This is a genomic window from Salinisphaera hydrothermalis C41B8, from assembly GCF_000732535.1.
Classification (GTDB): Bacteria; Pseudomonadota; Gammaproteobacteria; order Nevskiales; family Salinisphaeraceae; genus Salinisphaera; species Salinisphaera hydrothermalis.
The window spans coordinates 1-26,715 of the sequence record NZ_APNK01000015.1; the positions used below are offsets into that span (position 1 = coordinate 1).

At 63.1% G+C, this 26,715-nt stretch carries 18 protein-coding genes; 2 read left to right on the plus strand and 16 right to left on the minus strand.

Translation table 11 applies throughout. The features are described 5' to 3' along the window. Positions 1 to 45 precede the first annotated feature (45 nt). On the minus strand, positions 46 to 351 hold the full coding sequence (locus C41B8_RS10825) for a hypothetical protein (protein WP_037337814.1): 306 nt from the start codon (positions 349 to 351) through the stop codon (positions 46 to 48). Positions 352 to 679: 328 nt separating this feature from the next. On the opposite strand from C41B8_RS10825, the gene C41B8_RS10830 reads away from it, so the two are divergent. Further along, entirely contained in the window at positions 680 to 1,477 is a 798-nt protein-coding gene (locus tag C41B8_RS10830; RefSeq protein WP_037337817.1) for a Crp/Fnr family transcriptional regulator, read from the plus strand. Positions 1,478 to 1,639: 162 nt separating this feature from the next. Here C41B8_RS10830 and C41B8_RS10835 read toward each other — a convergent pair whose 3' ends face one another. From C41B8_RS10835 to C41B8_RS10850, 4 genes are all read right to left on the minus strand, one after another. Further along, positions 1,640 to 4,171, minus strand: coding sequence for a plasma-membrane proton-efflux P-type ATPase (locus C41B8_RS10835; RefSeq protein ID WP_051883396.1), 2,532 nt, complete (start codon positions 4,169 to 4,171; stop codon positions 1,640 to 1,642). A gap of 991 nt (positions 4,172 to 5,162) precedes the next feature. Continuing rightward, entirely contained in the window at positions 5,163 to 5,786 is a 624-nt protein-coding gene (locus C41B8_RS10840; RefSeq protein WP_232226045.1) for a hypothetical protein, read from the minus strand. A gap of 13 nt (positions 5,787 to 5,799) precedes the next feature. Then, the gene (locus C41B8_RS10845) at positions 5,800 to 6,552 is read right to left on the minus strand and encodes a helix-turn-helix domain-containing protein (protein WP_051883397.1); all 753 of its coding nucleotides are present in this window, start codon (positions 6,550 to 6,552) and stop codon (positions 5,800 to 5,802) included. Positions 6,553 to 6,555: 3 nt separating this feature from the next. Then, positions 6,556 to 7,380 (minus strand): universal stress protein, encoded by an 825-nt coding sequence (locus tag C41B8_RS10850; protein WP_051883398.1) that lies wholly within the window; start codon positions 7,378 to 7,380, stop codon positions 6,556 to 6,558. Positions 7,381 to 7,787: 407 nt separating this feature from the next. Between C41B8_RS10850 and C41B8_RS10855 the strand changes: the two genes are divergently transcribed. Further along, positions 7,788 to 8,435, plus strand: a complete 648-nt coding sequence (locus tag C41B8_RS10855) for a Crp/Fnr family transcriptional regulator (RefSeq protein ID WP_037337822.1) — start codon at positions 7,788 to 7,790, stop codon at positions 8,433 to 8,435. Positions 8,436 to 8,527: 92 nt separating this feature from the next. On the opposite strand, the gene arcC is transcribed toward C41B8_RS10855, so the two are convergent. The 11 genes from arcC to ftsH form a co-directional block, all read right to left on the minus strand. Continuing rightward, positions 8,528 to 9,478 carry a carbamate kinase gene (gene arcC, locus C41B8_RS10860; protein WP_051883399.1) on the minus strand — a complete coding sequence of 317 codons (951 nt, stop codon included), beginning with the start codon at positions 9,476 to 9,478 and terminating at the stop codon, positions 8,528 to 8,530. Position 9,479: 1 nt separating this feature from the next. After that, positions 9,480 to 10,481 carry an ornithine carbamoyltransferase gene (argF, locus tag C41B8_RS10865; RefSeq protein ID WP_037337823.1) on the minus strand — a complete coding sequence of 334 codons (1,002 nt, stop codon included), beginning with the start codon at positions 10,479 to 10,481 and terminating at the stop codon, positions 9,480 to 9,482. A 20-nt stretch (positions 10,482 to 10,501) separates the two neighbouring features. Beyond that, positions 10,502 to 11,722: an arginine deiminase gene (gene arcA / locus C41B8_RS10870; RefSeq protein WP_037337825.1), complete on the minus strand. Its 1,221-nt coding sequence runs from the start codon at positions 11,720 to 11,722 to the stop codon at positions 10,502 to 10,504. A 58-nt stretch (positions 11,723 to 11,780) separates the two neighbouring features. Next, complete coding sequence (locus C41B8_RS10875) at positions 11,781 to 14,141, minus strand: Orn/Lys/Arg family decarboxylase (RefSeq protein WP_037337827.1); 2,361 nt, start codon at positions 14,139 to 14,141, stop codon at positions 11,781 to 11,783. Positions 14,142 to 14,153: 12 nt separating this feature from the next. Continuing rightward, entirely contained in the window at positions 14,154 to 15,620 is a 1,467-nt protein-coding gene (locus C41B8_RS10880; RefSeq protein WP_051883400.1) for a basic amino acid/polyamine antiporter, read from the minus strand. Positions 15,621 to 15,780: 160 nt separating this feature from the next. Next, on the minus strand, positions 15,781 to 18,057 hold the full coding sequence (locus C41B8_RS10885) for an Orn/Lys/Arg family decarboxylase (protein ID WP_037337829.1): 2,277 nt from the start codon (positions 18,055 to 18,057) through the stop codon (positions 15,781 to 15,783). Positions 18,058 to 18,283: 226 nt separating this feature from the next. Then, positions 18,284 to 19,405 (minus strand): ABC transporter permease, encoded by a 1,122-nt coding sequence (locus C41B8_RS10890; protein ID WP_037337830.1) that lies wholly within the window; start codon positions 19,403 to 19,405, stop codon positions 18,284 to 18,286. A 2-nt stretch (positions 19,406 to 19,407) separates the two neighbouring features. Continuing rightward, on the minus strand, positions 19,408 to 22,167 hold the full coding sequence (gene rbbA, locus C41B8_RS10895) for a ribosome-associated ATPase/putative transporter RbbA (RefSeq protein WP_037337831.1): 2,760 nt from the start codon (positions 22,165 to 22,167) through the stop codon (positions 19,408 to 19,410). A gap of 13 nt (positions 22,168 to 22,180) precedes the next feature. Beyond that, positions 22,181 to 23,263 (minus strand): HlyD family secretion protein, encoded by a 1,083-nt coding sequence (locus C41B8_RS10900; RefSeq protein ID WP_051883401.1) that lies wholly within the window; start codon positions 23,261 to 23,263, stop codon positions 22,181 to 22,183. Continuing rightward, positions 23,260 to 24,702: an efflux transporter outer membrane subunit gene (locus tag C41B8_RS10905; RefSeq protein ID WP_051883402.1), complete on the minus strand. Its 1,443-nt coding sequence runs from the start codon at positions 24,700 to 24,702 to the stop codon at positions 23,260 to 23,262. Before C41B8_RS10905 ends, C41B8_RS10900 begins: the two co-directional genes overlap by 4 nt. Positions 24,703 to 24,835: 133 nt before the next feature. Further along, entirely contained in the window at positions 24,836 to 26,695 is a 1,860-nt protein-coding gene (gene ftsH / locus C41B8_RS10910) for an ATP-dependent zinc metalloprotease FtsH (protein WP_051883403.1), read from the minus strand. Positions 26,696 to 26,715: the final 20 nt, after the last annotated feature.

Sequence of the window (26,715 nt, forward strand, 5' to 3'; positions counted from 1 at the left end):
CACCCAGGGGGGGGGCAAAATTATGTCGGCGTCAGGGGGTCATTTTTACATCGGCGGTAACACATCGTGGCCGGCGTCGACCAGTGCCACACCCTCGATGTCTAGATGATGCGCATCCGCCACCGTCCTTATTTCCGCCTCCCGACCCACCAGAATGGGTTCGATCAAGCCGCAACGCATTGCGTCCAAAGCTCCGCTCAGCGAAGACGGATCGCTCGGCTGGACCACGGCGGTCGCCAGATGTTGCGCATCCTTGGCCTGCTTGATAATGATATTGAGACGATGACCCGAGGCCGTTTCGAGGGTTTTTTTCAACGGAGCATCCATATTGCCTCCGACGCCTGGTGCCATCACACCACCCGGATGATCCTGGGTTCTCGCGGCAGAACCGACCATTCGCCCGGCGTACGCGCTCACCCACCCGCTCGTGATCCCGCCGCATCATGCAATTCGCGATGCTACGACGCGTCACTCACGCCATTCCTGCTTTCGAGCCTATGACTGCGTGGGGAAACAGTCGTTGATCTGAATCATCGGTTTGCATGTTCGATATAGCGACCATTCGATAGCCATAAGAAAAGAAACCGGGCCCGGCCCAGGAGAATGTCCGATGTCGATGCCTCCGGGAACCAACACGCCGAGCGATTCGTCTGCGCGAAATACGGCGCCCGCCGATCGCATGCAAACGTCGGGACGCGGCAACTGCCGTGTCTGCATTTTCAAATCGCGTTGCCTGCCCGCCGAACTCGAGGGGGAAAGGCTGCGCGCGTTCGAACAACAAATCTGGCGACAGAGCCGGCCGGTCAAAGCCGGGCAGATGCTGGTGCACCAGGGCGATATGATCGACTCGATCTACGCCCTGCGGGTCGGATCGCTCAAAGCCTTCATCGACGAGCCCGACGGCAACGAGCGCGTTATGGCGTTTCGTTTCCCCGGCACCATCATCGGGCTTGCCGAGCCGTATCAGAAACAATGGGGCCGGAGCTTCGCCACGCTCGAAGACAGCTGGCTGTGTCGTATTCCGCTGAGCGCGATCACCGAGGCGCTGCACCGGCAACTCATCCATCTTATGAGCGTGTGTCTGCGGCGTGAATATGAAGCGCATCTCACGCTGGCACTCAGTAGCGGAACCCGTAAGGTCGTATCGTTCCTGCTCGAATTGAGCGCGATCTTCAAATCGCTCGGTCAATCGCCCACGCATCTGCGGCTGCCCATGACCTATCTGGACGTCGCCAGCTATCTCGGCATGCGGCACGAATCGCTCTCACGCACGCTCGCCCAGTTGCAGAAACAGACGTTGCTCCGCAAGAAAGGCAAGGAGATTCATATCGATGACTTGCCCGGCCTTTTACGTCTGAAGACAGAGGACGTGATCGGTGCGGCTCCGATGGCCGTCGTGCCAGCCGGGACGCCGGATTCCTATCGCGGCTCCATCGATACCGATCCTTCGCTCGCGACCCATCGGCGCTCGAAGTAAGAGCACACCTCAGCACTTCCGTGGTGATCGGACGAACGAAATCGTCATCACCACGCTTTTGCGGAGAAAGAGCCGCTCACCTCTTCTATTCACCCCGCATAAAACAAACTAAATATCCGTATCGAAATTGTTAAAGCTATTCGGGCAACCGTAGTTCGATTTCTAATGCGTGCGCCGCAGCGATATCGGTTTGATGACCTGCTTTATATGCATCCAGGCATGAGCGCCAGACCGCGGGTACACATCCAGGAAACGATAAGTCTTGAGCTTCACCCAATCCATAACCAGCATCCAGCCCAGCGCGTAAAGCCAGATCAGCCCAATAGACAACCATGAAATAGCGGGCATCAGCCAGCCAAAGGCAACGAAGCATACGCCTACGATTTGCGTGCCGATAATGGCGATGGATAGTTGCCAGGACGGATACGGCGGCCGCCACAATGGATGGCGTGTGCGCGTGACAAACAATAGAAGATGGCCGCCCACGATAAAGCGCAGGAACATCATGCTCTGCGTCTCGGAAATCCCGATATGAAACCAATGCCGGGCCAGCCAATACAGGCCAAGACTTTGTATCAAGGCCAGCAGACCGAGTACGGCCGAGATGGTCAGCAAACGATCCATCTGCCAGCGCACGGGCTTTGGACTCAGCTCTGCGTTATCCCAGGCGATCGTCATGATCGGGATATCGTCGAGCAGAGCGATCAAAATGATCATGATCGTGGTTAGCGGATAGCGGTTGTGCAGCAGCATGACCAAAACGACAAACGCCATGATGCTCAAGGTCATCGCGATACGATAGATCGTATAGCTCATCATGCGTTCGAAGATGCGGCGCGCTTCTTCGACCGCCGCGATGATGACCGATAGGCCTGGCGCGGTGAGGATCAGGCTGGCCGCACTGCGTGCCGCGTCGGTCGCCCCGGACACGGCAATCCCGACTTCGGCCTGCTTCAAGGCGGGCGCATCGTTAACGCCGTCGCCCGTCATGGCGACTATATGGCCACTATCCTGAAGTGACTTGACGATGGAATACTTATGTTCGGGAAAGACTTCAGCAAAACCGTCGGCTTGTTCAATGGTGCGTGCCGCTAATGCCGGGCCATCGGCGTCATCCGCCGCCGCATCCGCCAGGCGGCCGGCCGGCTGAATATTGGTTCCCATATCCAGCTGCCGCGCGATTTCGCGCGCGATTGCCACATTGTCACCGGTGACCATTTTGACGTCGATGCCATGATCGCGAGCGACTGCAATCGTTTCTTTGGAATCATCCCGGGGCGGATCGTATAACGGCAAAATCCCCAGGAACTGCCACCGCGTCTGTCCGTCATCCAGGCGCGCCACGCCCAGCGTCCGATACCCTCTTTGCGCCGCGTCATTAACCGCCTTGGTTGCTTGATCCAGCATTTCCCCTGATAGCGCGCACAGTTCGAACACGACTTGCGGCGCGCCTTTAGTGGCTCGGAAGGCCTGATGATGACCATCCGCGATCGCGGCTTCGGTACGTTTGTGAACCGGATCGAATGGAGTGAAATGGGTCTGCTGATACCCCTCCAGCACCGATGCGTCGGACAGTCCCTGGATGATGGCGTTGTCGATCGCGTCCCGGTCTTCGGGCTTGGACGCCAAAGCCGCGCATAGAACGACATCGGCCGGCCCGGTCTCGGCGAACACAACCGGTTCACCCAGGGTCAGCTGATTTTTTGTCAGCGTGCCGGTCTTGTCGCTGCACAGCACATCGACACCGGCGATCTCTTCAATGGACTCGAGTCGCGAGACGATGGCTTTCATCCGAGACAGCGCTAAAGCGCCGAGCGCCATGGTGACCGACAGCACTGCCGGTAGCGCGACCGGAATCGACGCCACAACGACAATCAGCACAAAAGAAAGCAGTTGCAGTATCGGCATGCCACGTGCGATTTCGACGCCGATCAGCAACAATGAAAGCGCCGCCGCACATACAATGAGCATGTTGCCGATACGCAGTACCGCCTTTTGAAAATGCGATACGGCGCCCGCCGTTTGTACGAGCTTCGCCGTTTGCCCGAAATAGGTCTGAGCCCCGGTGGCGCAAACGACCGCCACCATCTCGCCTTCCTTGATCAGCGTGCTCGAATACGCGATGTCTCCCATATTCTTGGTGACCGGCAGCGATTCGCCGGTCAATGCTGATTGGTCAACGGACAGATAATCGCCTTCGAGCAATTTCACATCGGCCGGGGTCACGTCGCCAAGCCGGAGCCTGACAATATCGCCTGGAACCAGATCGGCGGCATCGATCTCGGCCCACTTTCCGTCCCGGCGTACCCGGGCCTTCAAGGCAAGCTGTCCTTTTAACGCATCCAGCGCATCGCCAGCCGACTTTTCCTCCCAGAAGCCGATGCCGCCATTGATCAGCAGCATGGCGAGAATCACGATAAAACTGTCCCAATCGCCATCGACGGCCGAAAGCACGGCAGCGAGCTCGATCATCCAGGGGATCGGCCCCCAGAAATAGGAGACCAGCTGTCGCCATAGCGACCGCTTCTTTTCGCTCAGCGCATTCGGACCCACAGACGCAAGACGGCTACGGGCGCTTTGGCTGTCCAGCCCATCCATCCGTGTATCGAGTTTTGCGAGCGCCGCGGCCGTATCGAGCGCGGCGAACTCGTTCACTCCATTGTCTTTTCTCTGCTTCGCGGCCTGGGTTGCCATATCGATACCTGTCCCGACACATCAGATCCATAACGACCGGAAACCGGGTCCGGTCCTTCGGCGTCGCCGCCGCGGCTCGCCCTGAGCCAACCCACGAGAGCGGCCGGTCAACACACGATGAATAGGCCCTCTCAAGTCACGCATCAGATGGCGGGTGATACCGGCCGGCGGCCACTCTTGCAGACGTGAGTGGCCATGCACAGCCCATCGATATTTCGGTCGGCCACAATCGAGGTCAGGACCTCGTCCACGCTGTGCGAGCCAGCCCCGGTTTCGACGACGTGATATACGCCCTGCCTCGCGATCGATATTGGGCGTCTTCCGAATAATCACTTCGCATCAAACTCTTAGGACCCACCTACTATTGGCTAGAGTTAGCTTGACGTTGCATCAATATAAGTCCGTGAGTCACCACGCCGATTGATGCAGGTCAAATACAACAGATACGACCAAAAACGCGCTGATCGGCATTCCGTTGGTCTGGTCCGGATAACTCGTGGCACCTCGCGGCCACGACATGGGCGGCGGCTCGCGCGCATCGACTACCGGCCCGGCGTTCGGAATCGCCTGCACGCCCCGTTTGCTGTCACCGCGGCACGAAGCCGGTGGAGCGGCCCGACTCCGCATCGGCATGAACAGCGCCAGTCGGAGGGCGGAAAAACGCAAGCGGCCGTCGGCCCCACCCGACCGATCGCGGCGACCATGCGCCCGACGACATTGACTGACTGGTCGCCGCGCGGACGCTGCTGCCGGGGCCCGGCGCTGCCCTCGGACCTGTGACCGGCACCGTAACCGAGCCTGTCGCCGGGGCGTCGATGACCGTCAAAGACTCGCACCGCGTCGCGAATTGAACGGCTTCAGCGGTCTGGTGGACACGATATGAACGCCGGCCCGGTACGCATCGGGGCCTATCACCCGATCGAGATGCGCATTGACGTGCACAACCGCGGTTTTGAAACGCCCCTAACCCGCAGCCATCCAAGCGCGCCTTTCATGCATTGGGTTTGCGCTGCGTCGAATCGGCGACGGGCGCCAAATCGCCGGCCGGGAGAGAACGGTGCAAACGGGCAGCAAAAGACTTCAGCAACGCCTCGTCCGGCGGTAGCCTGGTGAACAGACGCCGCTCACTGCGCCCGTACGCGGCCAGAATCGCAATCAGCGCGCGCAATTCAACGCAACACGTCTCGGTCTGCTGTTGCGACACCCCGACCGCAACGCGTCTCCGTCGTCGCTCTATTTCGTTCTGTTGGCGCCTGAGACGGTTCAATCGCGCCCGCCCGAGCAAGGCGCCTTCGATCAACCGTGGATATAAGAGTTCTTCCCCGGCCGCCCGGTAACACACCAGGTTGGCCGTGAATTCCTGCAGCCGCGTCTCGGCCGTCGGCCACGCTGCCTCGATAATCGCCAGCTGTACTTCGTTGAGCAGCGAGACGCAGTACTGATTGCTCAACAGTGCCAGTACACCATACGTCGTCAATGCGATATCCGGCCGTGGAACACTGAATGCATCGTCGCGCCAAAATCTTCGGAACGCGTTGATCTGGCTCAAGATCGAACCGATCTCGCAACGGACGATAACGCGGCCATCTGGCAGCAGGATGACGCCCACGAGCACAAAGACGCCATGCTCAGTCGTGCTCCGACCAGCCAGCGACCGCGCATTGAATCAACAGCGCGGCATCCACGATCTGTAGTTGCTTGCCTTGCACTTCAAGGATTCCGGCTTTTTCCAGACGCCGGAAGGCGCGTGACACCGTCTCCTGCGCCAAACCGAGATAATTCGCGATTTCCGCTCGCGACATCGATAGCCGGAAGGTACGGGCAACGCTGCCATTGCGGCCGAGACGGCAGGCGAAGCTGAGCATCAGGATGGCAACACGCTCGGTCGAACGTCGCTGGTTGACCACCAGCAAAAGCTGTTCGTGCTGTGCCAGCGCTCTTCCGACCAGCGCGACCAGTGCATCGCGCAGGGCGGGCGCCTGCTGCATCGCATCCTGTAGTCGGTGCAACGGCAGAACGCGCACCCGAGTCGTTGTAATGGCCGTGGCCATGCAGACGTGCTCGCGTCGCGGCAGCGCATCCAGGCCGACCAGTTCGGTACGAAAATGAAACCCCGTGATCTGTTCACGCCCTTCATCGTCGACGATCACGGTCTTGAGCATGCCGTCGATGACGCAGTAGAGCGCGTGCATGCCGTGCCCCTGCCGGAACAGCCGTTCTCCGCGAACCAGCCGGCGTTCGCGCGATACATCGTCGCCGAGCTGGGCCATAGCAAGCGGCGATAGCGCATGCGGCAGGCACAACTCGTTGATGCTCGCGCTGCGACTGTAGTGCAGCAGATCGGCAACCCGAAGCGTGGCGTGGGAATTCAGGTCCGCCACGCGTCAACAGACCACGAATGTCGGCACCATCATCCGGCGCATGAGGGCGGCGCTAGTCTGACCCACCGCGACCTGGCGTAACTTGGGATGCCCGTAGACCCCCATGCACAGCAAGTCGGCCGCCTTATCCGCGACCATCGAAAGCAGCACTTCACTTACTTCAAGAACACCGGCAGGCACCGTTGTTACCGAGGCGTTTACGTGATGCCGTGCCAGATAGGACTTGATCTCATGGCCGTCGGCCGATTGCACCTTCGCATCGAGACCGGGCGTGACGTCCTCTTTCACGATGACGACGTCCACGGTGGTCGCATTGACGAGAAACGGCAACGCCGCACTCACCATACGGGCCGCCTGCGGCGAATCGTTCCAGGCGAGGATGACGCGGCTTGCGATGTGGGCAAAACGATCGGAACGCGGGAGCACCAGGACCGGGCGCCCGGACATCAACGCAATTTCGACCGGATCTTCGTAGGTTCCCAGTCCCCCTCGATCGGAGGGATCGAACTGCCCCATGACGATCAGATCCGCATACAATCCATGCCGGGCGACTCGCTCCACCCGATCGCCCTCGTCGGAACGCCATTCATACTGCACGCCGGCGTATCGCCGTGCCAATGCTTCGAACTTGTGCACGAGTTCGGTCTCCCTACGTTCAGAATAGACGTCGAGTTGCCCTGGATCGCCGCTGTGGCCGATCTCGGGCGCCCCCTGATGAATCGCCGTCACATAGGCCCCATGCTGAACGGCCAACCGTAGCGTGTAGTCCCAGATCGTTTCGCGGTGTTGCACCGAACTTGCATCCAGCAGGACCGTTTCGTAACCCATCGTTGCCCCCGCAGCGCCATGACCGTTGGACAGAATACCGCTAGGCATTCTGTCCAACGGTTGCCCCGGCGAGGCCGATCGCTCGCAATCCCGGGGATCTCGGCTGAAGCATGCGCGAATCCGGCGCCCCGGTCGTTGATTTCAATCAACTGAAAAATCAGCGGAATCGCGACATAGCCGGAATGTGGCATATATGAGCGCCGGATTTATGACATAGGTCATAAACGCCATGCGCCGTCCGACTAGCATCGGGCTATGCATTTCCGCGGTCATATGGATCAGATATGTCGAACGGGAACCATGACCGGCGACGGCGGCTTGCACCAGAGCCCATCCGAAAGCCATCCGGGTCGCCGCGTGCCGTACCGTCCGCCAACTGTCACGCCTGTGCATTCAAGCCCACCTGCTTGCCCGCGGAACTCGACGGCGAGGCGCTGACGCGCTTCGAGCAGCGGGTCTGGCGCTCGTCACGGGCAGTGCGTGCCGGCGAGGTCCTGGTCCGGCAAGGCGAAACGATCGATGCGCTGTATGCGCTACGCGTCGGATCGATGAAGGCTTTTTTCGATGAGCCCGATGGCACCGAGCGCGTATTGGCGTTCCGCTATCCGGGCGCCATCATCGGCCTGGCCGAGCCTTACCAACAATGCTGGTCGCGCAGTTTTGCCGCCCTCGAAAACACCTGGGTCTGTCGTATTCCGAGCACGGTAATCGATGACGTGCTGCAGTATCAGTTGATCCACCTGATGAGCGCCTGCCTTCGCCGTGAATATCAATCCCACCTGACGCTCGCACTGACCAGCAGCACGCGTCGCGTGGTCGCATTCCTGCTGGAGACGAGCGCGACCTTCGGCGCACTCGGCCAGTCTGCGGTTCGTCTTCGTCTGCCCATGACCTACCTCGATATCGCCAGCTATCTGGGCATGCGTCATGAATCGCTCTCGCGCACACTCGGCCAGTTGGAAAAACAAGGCCTGATCCAGAAAGACGGCAAGGTCATCGAACTCAACGATCTCGCGCGGCTTCGGCGGATGAAAGACGAATCGACACGCGATTGAGCGGCAGCGACCGGCCCCGCTCTGCTTCACACCGATCATTCGCAGAGGGCCGCGTCGCGCGTATTCCGAGATCAGTGGCGCCGGTCGAGCGCTTAGCGGGGCTCTCTCCAATAATAGGCACACTCGCCCTTGGCGCCCGCCTCGATACGCGTGCCGGCCCGGCCGTTGAGCAGTAACAACGCATCCTCGAGCCGACCAATGGCCGCCATCCCGCCGGTCCGGGCGACGAAATCCCGGGCCGCGGCAATCTTGGGCGCCATCGAGCCGGCGGCGAACGTCATATCGTCCAGGGTCCCGGCGCTGACGCGCCGGATGCGGCGCGCCGCCGGCGTGCCGAAATCCACTTGCACCGCATCGACATCGGTCAACAACAACAATGCATCGGCGTTCAGGCAGCGGGCGAGCAATGCGGAGGTCGCATCCTTGTCAATGACCGCCTCCACACCGCCGTAGGAGCCGTCGTCGCGTCGAACCACGGGAATGCCACCGCCGCCGGCACAGATCGGGATCACGCCTTCGCGTAACAGCAGCGCGATCACGTCCAGTTCGAGGATGTCCACCGGGGCTGGCGAGGCCACCACACGACGATAGCCACCGCCGTCCGGCGCGATGGACCAACCGTGCTGCCGGGCCATCGCTTCAGCATCACGCTGGGTGTAGACCGGCCCGACCGGTTTCGTCGGCTGCTGGAAGGCGGGATCGGCCGCGGCGACTTCCACTTGCGTGAGTAGCGTCGCGATGCCGCGATCGCGCGGTAGCCGGTTCGCCAGCTCCTGCTCAATCAGATAACCGATCATGCCTTCCGTCTCGGCGCCGAGCACATCCAGCGGATACAGTTCGTCAGCGTTGTAGGCCTCGCCCTGAAGCGCCAATAGTCCGACCTGCGGCCCGTTGCCGTGCGCGATGACGACTTCGTGCCCGCCGTTAACCAGTCGGGCCAGCGCTTCGGCGGCGATTGCGGCATTCGCGCGTTGATTCTCGGCCGTCAGCGGCTGGCCTCGCCGCAGGAGCGCATTGCCGCCGAGTGCCACCACTACGCGCATCTCAGCGCCCCAGCGTGGCGACCATGATCGCCTTGATGCTGTGCAGCCGATTCTCGGCCTGGTCGAATACGATGGAATGCTTCGATTCGAAGACCTCCTCGGTGACTTCCATCGAATCCAGCCCGTAGGTCTGAAAGATTTTCTCCCCGTACTGCGTGTCGCGGTTGTGAAACGCCGGCAGACAGTGCATCACGCGCACCGCCGGGTTGCCGGTCGCATCGAGCATCGACCGGTTGATCTGATACGGGCGCAACAGCTCGATCCGCGACGCCCAGGCCTGTTCCGGCTCGCCCATCGACACCCAGACATCGGTATAGAGAAAATCCACGCCGGCGACGGCGTCGTCGACATCGTCGGTCACCACGATGCGCGCGCCGGTCTGCTCGGCGAGCGCGCGACAGTAGTCCAGATGTTCGGCGGCGGGCTGACGCTCGGCGGGAGCCGCGATACGGCAGCCCATGCCGAGCTTGGCCGCCCCGATCATGAGCGATACGGCCACATTGTTGTGGCCGTCGCCGACGAAACAGAAGGCGATGTCCTTGAGCGGTTTGTCGCAGTGCTCGGTCATGGTGAGGAAATCGGCGAGCACCTGGGTCGGGTGGAACTCGTCGGTCAGCCCGTTCCAGACCGGCACGCCGGCATGGGCTGCCAGATCCTCGACGATGGACTGGCCGAAACCGCGATATTCGATGGCATCGAACATGCGCCCGAGTACCCGCGCGGTGTCCTTGATGCTCTCTTTGACGCCCATATGCGAGCCGCTCGGGCCGAGATAGGTCACGTGGGCCCCTTGATCGTGGGCCGCGACCTCGAACGCACAGCGCGTGCGGGTACTGTCTTTTTCGAATACCAGCGCGATGTTACGTCCGGCCAGCCGCGGCTGTTCCGTGCCGGCTGCGCGCGCGGCCTTGAGCTCGCGCGAGAGGTTCAGCAGATAACCGATCTCCGCGGGCGAAAAATCCTTGAGCGTGAGAAAACTGCGGTTGTACAGATTGAAAGCCATGATGAAATTTCCGGCAAAAACTAGATCGGATCGCGTTCGAGCGGGCAGCTCATGCAATGGGCCCCGCCCCGCCCGCGCGAGAGTTCGAATCCGGGAATCGTAATCACTTCGATCCCGGCCTTGCGCAGCTGGGTATTGCTGTAGACGTTGCGGTCGTAGGCGATGACCACGCCCGGCGCGATCGCCAGCACGTTGTTGCCGTCGTCCCACTGCTCGCGCTCGGCTTCGTACTCGTCGCCTCCGGTCGGAATCACCCGCAGCGCCTTGACGCCCAGCGCATCGGCGACCGCGTCCAGGAAATTGTCCTCCGCCCGTAAATCGAGCGTGCCCTCGCGCTCGCCCGGGCGCAGGCTCCAGGTCCGAAACGACTCCACCGCGGCCGGGAACATCGTGGCCGCATCGCGATCGAGCAATGTGAACACCGTATCCAGATGCATGGCCGCGCGCGCCTTGGGAAAGGCCGCGGCGATCACGCGTTCCGCGCCCCCACGGGCGAACAGATTCAACGCCAGAGATTCGACGGCCTGGGGCGTCGTACGCTCGCCCATTCCGACCAGCACGGTGCCGTTGCCGATGGGCATCACGTCGCCGCCTTCGATCGTCTGGCCGTCGTAGCTGCGGTCTTCCTCTCCGAACCAGAAGGCGAACGGTTGATCGCGGAATAACGGATGAAAGCGGTAAATCGTTTGGTAGTTCAGGGTCTCGCGTCGGCGCGCGGGCTTGGCCATTGGGTTGACCGATACCCCGTTATAGATCCAGCACGAGGTATCCCGCGTGAACAGATGATTCGGCAACGGCGGCAGAATGAAGTCGTGCCCATCCATGGCCTCGGTGGTCAGCCCGGTACCACGGAACGGGCTTTCGGCGCGCGCGAGACCGCCGATGAGCATGTCCGTGAGTTCGCGGGCCGGCCGTTCGGCCAGATAGGCGCGCACCTCCTCGCATAGCGCCACGCCCACGTTGCCGGGCGTGATCGCACGCGCCAGCAGCCAGCGCCGTGCCTCGGCGTCCTCCAGCGTCTCGGTGAGCAGATGTTGCAGGTACAGCACTTCCACGTCGCGCTCGCGCAGCGAATCCACGAACACGTCGTGCTCCTCCCGCGCTCGCTTGACCCAGAGCACATCGTCGAACAGCAGGCTTTCGCGATTACCGGGCGTGAGCCGCTGCAGGCTCAGATCCGGGCGATGCACGAGCACGCGGCGCAGCGTACCGACTTCGGAATAAGTGCCCAGCTGGCTCATGATCGAACTCCTTGCAATGACAAAGCATCAACGGCGCATGCCACCTCTCGTGGGCACTTCATTCCTGCACCACGTAGGTATAAAGACGGGTCCGGCCATCTTCGGTGACGGCATAGAGGCCCTGAATTTCGTTGGCGAAACCCGGGAAACGATTGGCCGCCGCCTCGAACATGCGGAAGTAATCCAGCATCGGGCGGGCGGCGGCATCGTAACGCTCGCCCGGCACGACCACGCCGATACCCGGCGGGTAGACCAGCGCGAGCGTGGCCGCGATACGGCCCTCGATGTCGTCGATCGGCAGGAAATCGACATCGTTGGCGATCAGCCGATCGGTGGCCTGTTTCGGCGTAAGCGCGATCTCGGGAAAATGAGCCGCGCGGAACTGGTCCCGCTGCAGTGCCGCGGTATCGGCGTCGCGATAGAAGGCATGCATCTCGGCGCACAGATCGCGCAGGCCGAGCCCGGCATAGCGATCGCCGTGTGCCGCCACGAAGGCCGGAATGACCTCGGCCAGCGGCGCGTTGGCATCGTGCAGCCGTTTGAATGCCATCAATGCACTCAACAACGTGCCGGCTTTGCTCGACTCCAACCCCGGGGTCAGCAGAAACAGCAGGCTGTTGAGATCGTTCTTCTCCGGCACGATGCCCTGCTCGCGCAGATACTGCGCCACCACCGCGGCCGCGATGCCGTGATCCGCATACGCGCCGGTCGCCGGGTCCAGCCCGGGCGTCAGCAGCGTGAGCTTGTTGGGATCGGTCATGGCGTAGTCGGGCGCCAGATGCCGAAAGCCGTGCCAGGCCGCGTCCGGCGCCAGCGCCCAGCACGCCGGGTCACTGGCCAGACGTTCGGTCTCGACGTCTTCCCAGGCGATGGCTTCATCCGCCGCCTGCCATACCCCGGAGCGCGGTAGCCGCAGCTGGTCCGGTACGAAGGGATCGAAGAACCAGCGCCGGGCCGGGTCCGATTCGGTCGCCTCGTAATGCCGCTTGAGCTGGCGGATTTTCTTGCGCAGCTCGATGCCCAGACGAATCGTCTCGTCCCAGAGCACCTGGCCCGAGCGGCCTTTCATCATCTGCGCACCGACGTCGAGCGAGGCGAACAACGGGTAATACGGCGATGTCGAGGCATGCAGCATGTACATCTCGTTGAACCGCCGATGCTCGATGCAGCGCTTCTGGCCTGTGATATGCGCGTCGCGCACATGGATCTGCGACGCCTGCGAGAAACCCGCGAGCTGCTTGTGGGTGGACTGCGTGGCAATGATGCCCGGCTGGTCCGCGCCCAAACCGGCGAGTCCCATGGCGAAGTGATCGGCGAACAACGGGTGGAACTTCATGAAGCCGGCCCAGGCTTCGTCGAACAGGATGTAATCGCACAGCGGCCCGAGTTTTTCGAGAATCATTCGGGCGTTGTAGATGCTGCCGTCATAGCTGCACTGCTCGACCACCGCGACCCGAAACGGGCGCGGGCGATCGGCGATCGCCGGATCGGTCACCTGTGGATGCTCGCGGATCGCCTGGCGGATACGCGCTTCGTCGAGCGCGTCGTAGTCGATCGGCCCGATCAGGCCGTAGCCGTTGCGCTGGGTCGGCAGATAGACCGGAATCCCACCGGCGAGCACGAGCGCGCCGTGGTGTGCCGACTTATGGTTGTTGCGATCGAACAGCACCAGATCGTCGTGCCCCACGAGCGAACTGAGCACGATCTTGTTCGAGGTCGAGGTACCGTTGAGGACGAAGTAAGTGCGATCGGCGCCAAAGATCTTCGCGGCCTCGCGCTGCGCGGCGAGCGCCGGACCTTCGTGGGTGAGCAGGTCGCCGAGTTCGACCACCGAGTTATCCAGGTCGTTGCGAAAGATCGCTTCGCCGAAATGCTCGACGAACACGCGGCCGATCGGGCTCTTACTGTAGAACACGCCGCCGTTGTGTCCCGGGCAAGTCCACACCTGATTGCCTTGCGCAGCATAGTCCACCATCGCGCCGAAGAACGGGGTTTTCAGCGATTCGGCGTACGCATCCAAATGGCGCGCCAGATTCTCCGCGATGAACGGGGGCGAATCCTCCGCGAGAAAGATCGTGCCGGTGACGCGGTCGAGCGTGCCCGGGGCGATTTCGGCCAACTGCATCCGCTCCGTGAGCAGGAAAATCGGACATTCGAGCCCGCGGTCGCGAATCCAGGCGACCAGCGCCTCGGTGTCGGCGGTATCGCCGCCTTCACGATCCCATTGAAGCACCAGGCAACCGAACGACGCGTTGCTGCGAATCAGGAAACGCGTTTCCTCGAACGAGCCCGCGCGAACCACGTCGTAGGCCAGATCCGCGAGCGCGTCGACAATGTGTTGCAGCTGGCGCTGCTCGGCGGTATCGCGTTCGCGCCCCGGGGCGAAGAACAGGAACTGAAACAGATGATGGTAAGACATGCCCTCTCCCACTCAGCCGATGCTCACGGTGCCGTTCGCGATCAGCGATACCGACACGAGCGCGGCGATCACCAGCACGATCACGGCACCGGTTTCCCGCGGGCTGAACACTTTCGCGCCGCTCCCGTGCTGGCGCCGTGTGTACCAGTACACCGGGATACCCAGGGCGAAAATGATGGTCGACAGCAGGATGAACTGCGGACCGGCGGCGTACAGCATCCACAACGCGTAGATCGTGCCGAGCACGCCGCTGATCAGAGCCGGCCGGCGATGCTCGTGACCATGCGCGCTGGCGAACCCCGGCGACCGGGAATAGCGCCACAGATAAGCAGCACTGGCGAGATACGGCGGCAGCACCGTGACGCCGGTGATCGCGATCAGCCACAGCCAGGCGTTATGCGCAAACAGCACCACGAACATGGTGACCTGCATCACTGCCGACGACAGCCATAGCGACGGCGCCGGCGAGTGGTAACGGTTCTCGTGCGCCAGGACCGCTGGAAACACGCCATCCTTGGCGCCTTCGAACGGCAATTCCGCGACCATGATCGTCCAGGCCAGCCAGCAGCTCAGCAGCGATACCAGCACCGACACGATCATGAGAATAGCGCCCCACTGCCCGACGACGTGCTCGAGCACATACGCGGTCGACGGGCTCTTGAGGCCGGCCAGGGCCGTCTGCGGCATGACCGCGAACGGCAGCACCGAGATCAGGAAATACAGCAGCAGACAGAGAAACAGGCCGATAAAGGTCGCCCGCCCGACATCATTGCTGTGACGGGCACGACCGGATACGACCACCGCGCCCTCGATGCCGATGAAGACCCAGAGCGTGACCATCATCGTGCTCTTGACCTGGGTCAGCACATTGCCGAGATGGGCCTGTTGTCCCCAGATATCGGTAGAAAATTGGGCACTACTGAAAAATACGGCCAGAATAACGATAAACGCGACAATAGGGATGATCTTGGTCGCCGTGGCCACGGCGTTGAGAAACGCGGCGCGCTGGACGCCGAACAACACGATGAAGTGCATGGCCCAGATCAGAATCGAGCCGCCGATGATGGCCGGCCAGCCGGTCGCCACCTGGGGGAAGTAGTACCCCAAGGTCTGCATGATCAGCACCGCGAAAGCGACGTTGCCAAATGCCGCGCTGAGCCAATACCCCCAGGCCATTTGAAAGCCGGCAAACCGGCCGAAGCCTTCGCGCGCATAGGTATAGATACCGGCGCTCAAGTCCGGGCGCTTGTCGGCCAGGGTCCGGAACGTATTGGCAAGAAACCCCATGCCAACCCCGGTCACGATCCAGGCAATGATCACGGCCATGAGCGAAGCGCCCGCGGCCATGTTCTGCGGCAGACTGAATACGCCGCCACCGATCATGGCCCCAACCACCATGCCGATCAGGCTGAGCAGCCCGACCCGGCGCCCGGCCGGCTGTTCCGCCGTGGCCGCCTTGTCTTCCACCGTCCCACTCATTTTTTTAAATCCTTTCCGCGCCCTTTGGCGCCGCGAATTAATGGTTTTTATAAACCCAGCGTAGCCGGCGCTTTTCACCGACCGGAAGATCAAAATATCCGGATTGCCACCGGGCCGAATTGATTCGCATCAAATACGTCGAAAAAAATCGATCGGGCGATCAATCCATACGAATACAAGGGATGGTGTAAGTCGTGCCGGCGGCGGATTGCGCGATCGACAGCCCATGCACTTCGCTGGCGAAGCCTGGGCACGCCGTCTCGGTGTCGCGACAGAATTCCAGATACGCCGCGACGCTCCGATCGTCGGTACCGAATCGCTCGCCGGGCATGATCAACGGGATACCCGGCGGGTATGGCACCACCATCACCGCGGCCACCCGGCCGGCCAGCGCGTCGATCGGCACGTTGTCGACGTGGCCGCGTACCAGCGCATCGTAAGCATCGGCCGGCGTCATGACGGCCGTCGGAATCGTGGTATAGATGTCCTGCATCAATCGCAGGGCATCGTGCTGCGCGATCAGATCGTGCATGCGCCGGCAGAGATCGCGCAGACCCAGCCCCGCGTAGACGGACGCATTCTCCGCGTACAACGCCGGGAACACGTCCTCGACCGCCGCGTTGGCATCGAACAGCGCCTTGAACTCGAAAAGCTCGGCGAGCAGGCTGCCCCACTTTCCGCGCGTGATGCCGATCGAGAACAATACAAGGAACGAGTACAACCCGGTCTTTTCCACAACCAGGCCGCGGGTCCAGAGAAAACGCGCCACCACCGCGGCCGGGATGCCCCAGTCCGCGAGGGCGCCATCCGATCCGATACCCGGGGTCAGAATCGTGACCTTGATCGGATCGAGCATCACGTGCCCGCTCGCCAATACCTCGAAACCGTGCCAGGACGCCTCGTGACGAACCAGCCATGCCTCGGGCGCAGGCGTCGTCGCCGGCTCGGCCGTTCCGCTGTCTTGCCGCGTACCGACGGCCGTCGGCGGCTGCCACAACCGGAACCACCAGTCGGGGGTTTCCAGCTCATCCGTTACCCGGGCAAAACGTTCCCGGAATGCCATGGCCTCGTCGAGCGTATCTTCGACCAGCGCGCGTCCATTGGCGCCCCGCATCATGCGCGAGGCCACATCGAGCGAGGCGATGATGCCGTATTGCGGCGAGGTCGAGGTATGCATCATGAACGCCTCGTTGAAGCGTTCGGCGTCGTGGGGCTGCGCGTCGCTTGCGCGGACATGCACCATCGAGGCCTGCGAAAAAGCCGCCAGCAGCTTGTGGGTGGATTGCGTCGTGAATGTGGCCGGCGCCCCAGGCTGCGCGGCCCCTTCGGCCATACCGAAACGCCCGGCATAAAACGGGTGGAAGCGCGCGTAGGCGAACCAGGCCTCGTCGAAATGCAGCACGTCCACACTGCCGGCGAGCGTGGCGCGCAAGGCGTCGACGTCGTAGCAGAGGCCGTCGTAGGTGGAATTGGTGATCACCGCCAGCCGCGCGTGCCGGCAACCTTCCGGCACCAGCGGGTGTTCGGCCAGCCGCTGCGCGATGCGCTCGGCCGTGAGTTCGGCACGCGGGATCGGCCCGATGATGCCGTAGGCGTTACGCGTGGTCGGCAAGTAGACCGGTATCGCGCCCGTCATCACGATCGCGTGCAGAATCGACTTGTGGCAGTTGCGATCGACCAGCACGACGTCGCTGCGGGCGACATTGGCATGCCAGACGATCTTGTTGGCCGTGGATGTGCCGTTGGTGACGAAATACGTCCGATCGGCACCGAAAGTCCGGGCCGCCTCGCGCTCGGCCTCGCCCACCACACCCGAATGTTCGAGCAGCGAGCCGAGTTCCGGCACCGAGACCGACAGATCCGAACGCAGCACGTTCTCGCCAAAATATTCGAAGAACGCCCGGCCCACCGGCGATTTGAGAAATGCCACGCCGCCGCTATGGCCGGGGGTGTGCCAGGAATACTTGTACTCCTCGCTGTAGCGTACGAGCTGAGCGAAGAACGGCGGCAGTAGCCGATCCAGATATTCACTGGCCGCCTCCGCCACATGCCCGGCAATGAACGTCGGCGTGTCTTCGAGCTTCCAGAAATAGCCGCGCACATGACGCAGCGCCTCGATGCTGATCGACTGCAACGCGACCTTGTCGGTACAAAGGAAAATCGGCACGTCAGTATTACGGGCCCGTATACGGGCAATCAGTGCCTCGAGGGGGCCGCTGGCGGCGGCGCCGTCGATATCGCCGTTGATGACCACCGCTGCTATTTCCGGGTGCGCCTGGATCATGCCGGCGCCAGCAGCCGCGCTATCGGCAACCAGCACACCGTCGTGCCGCTGTTCCAGCTGCGTTTTCAGGGCATGGATCATCGCCGCGCCCGCGCTCCGCTCGGTCCACTCGGGATCGATCACCAGTACCGGAAACTGCTCTCGCCAACTCATCGCGTATCACCCGTATTCAGTGGAGCCATCGAATCACCAAGCCGCCGGGCGTCGGAAGACGACGGTATAGGCGAGCGTGGAGGCCATGCTGCACCTTGGGCGCACGCGGCATTCGAGGCGGCGCGAATGGCGCCCGACGATCTGCCCGGGGGTCGGTGTTTCGCGAAGTCTAGGCCCGGGCGTCTGAGGCGACGTTGACCTGAATCAAGCGCATTCGACAGCGCGCTCAGGCCATCGTGGCGATGGTCCGGCGAAAGCGCAGAAGCGATGCGGCGAACAGCACGCTGCCAATCGCCAGAATCGCGGCAAGCTGCGGCCAGACGGTGGCGAGCCCAGCGCCGCGATAGAGCACGGCCTGGGCGAGTGCGACGAAATGCGTGGTCGGCGCGGCCAGCATGATATCGGCCACGGCCGTTGGCATGCTCTCGCGCGGGGTCATGCCGCCGGACAGGATATCGAGCGGCAACAACAACAGAATGAGCAGCAGACCGAACTGGGGCATGGAGCGTGCCACCGTGCCCAGGAATATGCCCATCGACGTGGTCGCGAACAGATGCAATGCCACCGCCGACAGGAACAGCAGCGTCGAACCGTGTACCGGCACCGCCAGCAGCCCCCGGATCACCACGAACAACGACACCGCCGTGGCGGCCAGCACCACGAGCGCCATCGACCACACCTTGCTGAGCATGATTTCCAGCGGCGTGACCGGCATGACCAGAAGATGCTCCACCGTACCGTGTTCGCGCTCGCGAATCAGCGCGGCGCCGGTCAACACGATCGAAAGCATGGTGATGTTGTTGATCAGCTCCATCACCGCGCCGAACCATTTCTCGCTGAGCTGCGGATTGAAACGAGCGCGCAGCACCAAGCCGACCGGCAGAACCGGCTCGTTCTGTCGACGGCGCACGAAATCCGTGACCTCGTCGTTGACGATGTTCTGGATATAGCCGGCGCCGGTAAACGCCTGACGAACCTGGGTTGCGTCGACGTTGAGCTGCATGGCCGGCACGCGCCCCGCCATCACGTCGCGTTGGAAATCCGGCGGGATGTCGAGTGCGAAGGTATCCCGGCCGGTGTCCAGACGTGTGTCCATCCGATCCGCTGCGATCAGGTCGGGCGGTCGGAAATAAGGCGGTTGAAACGCATCCACGATCCGTTGGGAAAGCGGGGAGCCATCTTCGTCGACGATCGCGATGGCCGCATTGTGCAGGGTCTCGGGCATGGCGGTGGCGGCACTGTAAATCGCGAACGTAAAGGCATACAGAATGAGCACCAGCATGCCGCGGTCGCGCACCAGGCTGCGCAGTTCCTTGATGCCGAGATGCCATATGTTGGCCGCGCGCACGCTCAACGCTCTTGCTTGTGCAACAACATGGCGGTCAGCCCAAGCAGAATCGGCACGCTGACGATCATCGGCCAGAACGAACCGTACAGATCGGCGAAGCCCAGCGCCTTCGAGAACGTGCCACGAGAGATAGTGATGAAATGCGTGGTCGGATAGAGTTGACCGATGACACGGCCCGCCCCTTCGAGCGAGGCCACCGGGTTGATCATTCCCGAAAAACTGACTGCCGGCAGTAGTGTCAGCACGGCGGTGCCGAAAATCGCCGCGATCTGGCTGCGCATGAACGTAGAGATCAGCAGCCCGAGCGCGGTCGCGCAGATGACATAGATCAGCGCCGCCAGCGTGATCGCGGCCAGGCTGCCCTTGAACGGCACCGCAAACAGCGTCACCGCCAGCCCCATGAGCAGCGCGAAATTGATCATTGCGAGTACGACATACGGCAGCTGCTTGCCGAGCAGGAATTCGAGCCGCGTGGTCGGGGTGACATAGAAATTCGTGATCGAGCCGAGTTCCTTCTCGCGCACGACGCTAAGCGCAGCCAGCATGGCGGGGATCAACATCAGCAGCAGCGGAATCACCCCCGGCACCATGGCCGTAAGACTCTCGATATCCGGGTTGTAGCGATAGCGCGTCTCGATATTCACGCGCCCCGCGGCCTCCGCGCCGCGGCCCGCCTCACGGGCCTGTCGTGCCAGCCAGTGCTGGTGCATGCCCTGGACGTAGCCGCGAATGGTTTCGGCCCGACTCGGCATGGCGCCGTCGATCCATGCCCCGATATTCACAGCGCGCCCGCGGGCAATATCGCGGGCGAAGTTCGGCGGGATCTCGATCGCCAGACTCAACTGGCCGTTACGCATGCGCCGATCGAGATCGGCATAGTCGGTGATCGGCGCTTTCTCGGTGAAATAACGCGATCCGGCGATGCTGTCGGTGTAGTCGTGGCTGAGGGGGGACTGGTCGTGATCGAGTACGGCAAAGCTCAGATTCTCGACGTCCATATTGATGCCGTAGCCGATCACCAGCATGAGGATCACGCTGCCCACCAGCGCCAGGGTCAGCCGGATCGGGTCGCGTCGCAGCTCCAGCGCTTCCCGGCGCGCATAACTGAGCGTCCGGCGCAGATCGAACACGCGTCGAACGCCCGCCGTACCCGCGACGGATGCAGCGGACGGCACGGCTGCGGTCACCGCTTCAGCGGGCTCGGCTGACGCGGCGGGGGCGGCCGCCTCTTGCAGGTACCCGATGAAAGCATCCTCGAGTGTGTCGGCGGCGCGCTTACGGGCCAGCTCGGCCGGCGGGTCGGTCGCCAACACCCGCCCGGCATGCATGAGGGCGATCCGATCACAGCGTTCGGCTTCGTTCATGAAATGGGTGGAGATGAAGATCGTCACGCCGTCATGTCGCGACAGATCGGCCAGAATCCGCCAGAACGCGTCCCGGGCCACTGGATCGACGCCCGAGGTCGGCTCGTCGAGGATCAGTATTTCCGGCTGGTGGATCATGGCCACCGCGAGCGATAAGCGCTGGCGATGGCCCAGTGGTAACGCCGTCGGCAGCGCATTGACGACCTGCGCCAGATCGAAGCGGTCGAGCATGGCCGCCACGCGGGCGGCGCGGTCCGCGGCCGGAATGCCGAACAACCGGGCATGCAGCACCAGATTCTGGCGTACCGTCAGCTCGGTATAGAGCGAGAACGCCTGCGACATGTAGCCGACGCGCCGGCGCGTCGCCATATCACCGGCATCCACCGGGCGGCCGAATAACCAGGCCTGACCTTCGCTCGGTGGCAACAGCCCCGTGAGCATTTTCATGGTCGTGGTCTTGCCGCAACCGTTGGATCCGATAAAGCCGAAGATCTCGCCGCGGCCGATGGAAAAACTCACATGGTCGACGGCCATGAAATCGCCGAAGCGCATGGTCAGCCCACGCGCCTCGATCGCGATCGGCTGCGTTCCGGCCGACAACGGCGCGATCTGGACGGCGTGGTGCTCACGCCGGCGCTCTTCGGGCAGCAGCGCAATGAAGGCGGTCTCCAGATCGTCGCAGCCGGTCCGTTCGAGCAGCCCGGCCGGCGTATTGCAGGCCAGAATACGGCCGGCATCCATCGCCACCAGCCAATCGAAGCGACCCGCCTCCTCCATGTAGGCCGTGGCGACCACCACGCTCATGCCCGGACGCTCGGCGCGGATACGGTCGATCAGATCCCAGAACTGGCGGCGCGACAATGGATCGACGCCGGTCGTGGGCTCGTCGAGCACGAGCAGATCCGGATCGTGGATCAAGGCACAACACAGCCCGAGTTTCTGCTTCATCCCACCGGAGAGCTTGGCAGCCGGCCGATCAATGAAATCGGCGAGCCCGGTGCTGGCGGTGAGATGCGCGATGCGCGCACGTCGCTCGGCGGCGTCCTGGCCGAACAACCGGCCGAAGAAATCGATGTTTTCGAATACCGACAGCGTCGGATAGAGATTCCGCCCCAGCCCCTGCGGCATGTAGGCAATGCGGGGGCAACTGCGCTGACGATGCCGGGCATCCGCCATGTCTCCGCCGAGCACTTCAACCTGGCCACTCTGAACCGCTCGCGCCCCGGCCACGAGCGATAACAGGCTCGACTTGCCCACGCCGTCCGGCCCGATCAGCCCGATCATACGGTCCGATGGCAAACTGAGATCGATATCGATCAGCGCCGGGCGATGCCGATAACTCAGACCAACCCCGCTCAGGCGAGCCACCGGCACGACGCCGCCCGCCCCATCGCGCATGGGCGTTCCCGTCTCAGCCACGGGGCAATTTGACCTGCAGATCGGCCGGCCATGGCGTCGCGGGATTCAGACGCACGTAAACCATGCCCGGCAAGCCGGTCTTGACCTGCTTGAGATGTTGCTGCAACAGCGCTGGCGCGATCCGCGCCTTGACCCGGAAAGTGAGCTTCTGGCGCTCCTCCGCGGTTTCGACCGTCTTGGGCGTGAACTGCGCCACATCGGCGACATACGAGATCGTGGCGGGAATCACATAGCCCGGTGCCGCATCGAGCACGATACGGGCCTCGGCCCCCAGGGCCACGCGCCCGGCCTTGGCCGTTGGCAGGAAGAACGTCATGTAGACATCGCTCAGATCCACCATGCTGAGCACGCTGGCGCCCGCGGCCAGCACTTCGCCGGGCTGGGCCACGCGATACTGGATGCGCCCGGCACGCGGCGCGTGCAGCACGCTGTCCGCCAGCTCGGCCTTGAGCTCCTGCGTCGCGGCCACGGCCGCCTGGATCGACGCCTCGGCCTGGCCCACCGATGCCTGAGCGGCCTCGATCGCCGCGCGGCTGGCCTGGACCTGCGCACGCGCGGCGGCGAGCGTAGCGCGTGCCTGCTGGTAGGCCGACTCGCTGTCATCGAGTTCCTGCTGTGAACCGGCCCGCTCGGCCAGCAGCGCCCGGGCGCGGCGGAAGCGCTTGCCGGCGACGTCGGCTTCGGCCTTGCGCTGCGCCACCACGGCTTCGGCGTTGGCATACTCGGCCCGCCGCAGCGCCACGTCGGACACTGCCGAGGTGCGGGCGCTGCGCGCCTGTAGTACCCGTGCCTTCGCCTGCGCCAACTGGGCATCGAGCGTCGCGGTATCCATATGGGCCACAACCTGGCCGGAGGCGACAAAATCGCCCTCGTCCACCGCGATGTCGTGAATGCGGCCGGCATATTTGGTGGCGAGCTCGATATCCACCGCTTCGATACGGCCGTTGCTGGCGGCGAAATCCGGCCCCGGCCCGTCCGGCTGCCAGCGCAGCCACGCCCATACGCCGATCGCGACGATCACCGCCGCCACCGCGCCCCAGAACAGCCCCGTCTTCATTTTCGGGCTTACGGTCATGTACTCGCTCCCGTTGGCAACCGGCGCTCGACCCGGCCCCCGCCGAGCGCGCGATACAGATCGACCGCGTTGGTCAGCTCGGCTCGACGCATCTGCACCAGCCGCTGCTGTTCGGTGAACAACGCGCGTTGGGCATCGAGGACTTCGATGAAGGCCACGGAGCCGTTGTCGTATTGATGGCGGGCAAGGCGCACGCGGGCGCGCTCCGCCGCCACGGTGTATCGCAAAGCCTCGACCTGTAGCCGCAGCCACTTGCGCGCGGTGAGCCCGTCGCGCACCTCACGAAACGCCTGCTGCACGTCCGATTCGTACTGGGCCACCGCCGTATGTCGCCGCGCCCAGGCGAGATCGAGATTGGCGCGACGCTCGCCGTAATCGAATAGCGGCACCGTAAGACGCGGCACGAACAACCAGCTGCTGGTCCCAGCTGCGAACAAGTCGTTGAGCTGCGCGCTCGCCGTGCCATAGCTCGCGGTGAGCGTGATCTGCGGCAGAAAAGCGGCACGAGCAGCGCCGATGTTGGCGTTCGCACCGCGCAATCGCGCCTCGTCGGCCCGCAGATCAGGGCGATTGAGCAACAGGTCGGACGGTAAGCCGGGCCCGAGCGTCGTTACGACGCCCTGGCCCGCCAAAGAACGCGGCGGCGGCAGCGCGCCGGGCCACTCGCCCACGAGTTGCTGCATCAGATGTCGATTCCTGTCGCTGTCCTGATGCAATGCCGCAAGATCCGCTCGCGTGCTGCCGGTCAGCGTCTGCATCTGGCGCAGCGCCAGTTCGGACGTCGCCCCCAACTCATAGCGCCGCCGCGCGATACGCAGCGACTCCTCGCGATTGCGCAGCGTCTGGGTTGCCAGCGCGATCCGCTCGTCCAACTCGCGCTGCAACAGATACGTATCGGCCACCTGGGCAATCAGGCTGATCTCAAACGAGCGACGCGCTTCGTCGGTGGCCAGGTATTCAGCCAATGCCGCTCGCCGGAGGTTCGCCACCCGGCCCCAGAAATCGAGTTCGTATGACGGTACGAGAATCGCCAGCTGGTGCTGCTTGATATCGTCGCCGCCGATCAACGGCGTATTACCCGGCACATCGCCACGGATCACGGTCCCGCTGGCGTCGATCCGGGGCAGCTCGGAGGCACGCTGGATTCGATACTGAGCGCGGACTTCATCGACCCGGCTCACGGCCACTTGAAGATCGCGGTTATGCGCCAGCGCGGCTTCGATCAGCCGCTGCAGACGCGGATCTCGGAAGAAATCCCGCCAGCCGACCCGAGCGGCGTCGAGCGCCGGCTCCGGCGCATTCGCGGCACCGGCATCATAGCGTGGCGGTATGGGCGGGACCGGCATGCGCTCGGCCGGCGCCAGCGAGCAGCCAGCCACCGTGAGGGCACCGATTATCAGCGCCACACGACGCCAGTAGAACAGCGACAACTCGTCCACCGATCCGTTCCGAATTCGATGCCGTATGGTTGCGGATCGACGCCGGGAACGACTTGATCCGCATCAACCCGCCGATGTGCCCGAACCGTTCTGTGCCGGCCTTGCCCGCGATCTGTCGGCGCCGCGCACCGCTTTATTTCGCGGCCCCGGCACGTAGTGGCGTCACCGATTGTCCGCCGCCAACCAGATCGGCCGCGAGCCGATCCAGATCGGCGGCGTCCAGCGTTTCGTGCTCGAGCAATTCCCTCGCGCCAGCTTCCAACACGTCGCGATTACGCTCCAGCGCGGCATAAACGCGCTCGAATACGTCGTGAATGATGGTGCGCACGGCGCCGTCGATCGCGTCGGCCGTGTGCTCGCTAAAAGACCGCTCGCCTGGCCCGCCATAGCCGCCCGGACCCAGCAGGCTGGCCGGCTCGTTGTCGTAGGTGACATAACCGAGCTGCTCGTCCATGCCGTAGCGTGTGACCATGCTGCGCGCGAGATCGGTGGCCTTGGACAGATCGTCGGCGGCACCGGTCGACAGGTGGCGGTAAACCAGTTTTTCGGCCGCCCGCCCGCCGAGCAACACCGCGATCTTGTTCTCGAGCTCTTCCCGCGTCATCAGGAAACGATCCTCGGTCGGTCGCTGCAACGTATAGCCCAGCGCCCCGATGCCGCGCGGAATGATCGAGACCTTGTGCACCGGGTCCACGCCGGGCAGCAGCCGTGTCATCAGCGCATGGCCCATTTCGTGGTGCGCCACGATCTCGCGCTCGCGCGGGTTGAGAATACGGTTCTTCTTTTCCAGCCCGGCCACGATGCGTTCGATCGCGTTGTTGAAATCGATCATCGTGACGGCGTCGGCGCGACGCCGGGTGGCGAGCAGCGCCGCTTCGTTGACCAGATTGGCAAGGTCGGCACCGGTAAAGCCGGTGGTGAGCGCCGCGATCTGTTCCAGCGCCACATCCTCGGCCAGGCGAATCTTCTTCACGTGCACGCGCAGGATCTGGATGCGCCCGGCCTTGTCCGGCCGATCCACCAGCACCTGGCGATCGAATCGGCCCGCGCGCAGCAACGCCGGGTCGAGAATCTCGGGCCGGTTGGTCGCCGCCAGCAGCACGAGTCCGCCGCTCGGGTCGAAGCCGTCGAGCTCGACCAGCAGCTGGTTGAGCGTCTGTTCGCGTTCGTCATTGCCGCCGGTCTGGTGGAACACGCCGCGTGCGCGCCCCAGCGCATCCAACTCGTCGATGAAGATAATGGCCGGCGCCTTGGCCCGCGCCTGCTGGAACAGGTCCCGTACCCGGGCCGCCCCGACGCCCACGAACATCTCGACGAACTCGGAGCCGCTGATGGAAAAGAACGGCACCTCCGCCTCACCGGCCACCGCACGCGCCAGCAGCGTCTTGCCCGTGCCCGGCGGGCCGACCAGCAGCACGCCCTTGGGGATATGGGCACCGAGCGTGCTGTAGCGCTTCGGGTCCTTGAGAAATTCGATCAGTTCGACCAGTTCTTCCTTGGCTTCGTCGACGCCGGCCACATCATCGAAACCGACCTTGGTATCGGTTTCGACATAGATCTTGGCGCGGCTCTTGCCAACCTGCATGAACCCGCCAGCACCGGAGCTGCCGCCGGCCATCCGACGCATCAGGAAGATCCACACGCCCAGAAACAGGCCCATGGGCAGGACCCACGACAATAGCGTCCCGATCCAGGTCGTATCGGGCGCGCCGCGATACGTCACGCCTGCCTTGTCGAGCTCGGTCCGCAGGTCTTCGGGCACCCGTAGGGTCGTGAAATGGGTCTTGCCGTCGCGCGGCTGCTTGAAATCGCCACGTATCGACTGCGTTCCGATCGTTACATCCTTGATGTTGCCCTGGTTCAATTCCTTCTGGAACGCGCTGTACGGCAAGCTCACCGACTCCGTATTGCTGTGGGTGAGCTGCATCATGGCAATCAGCACCAACACCGGGATGAGCACTGACCAGATGTATGGATAGATATTTTTATTCATCGATTTAGGTTGGCCGAATC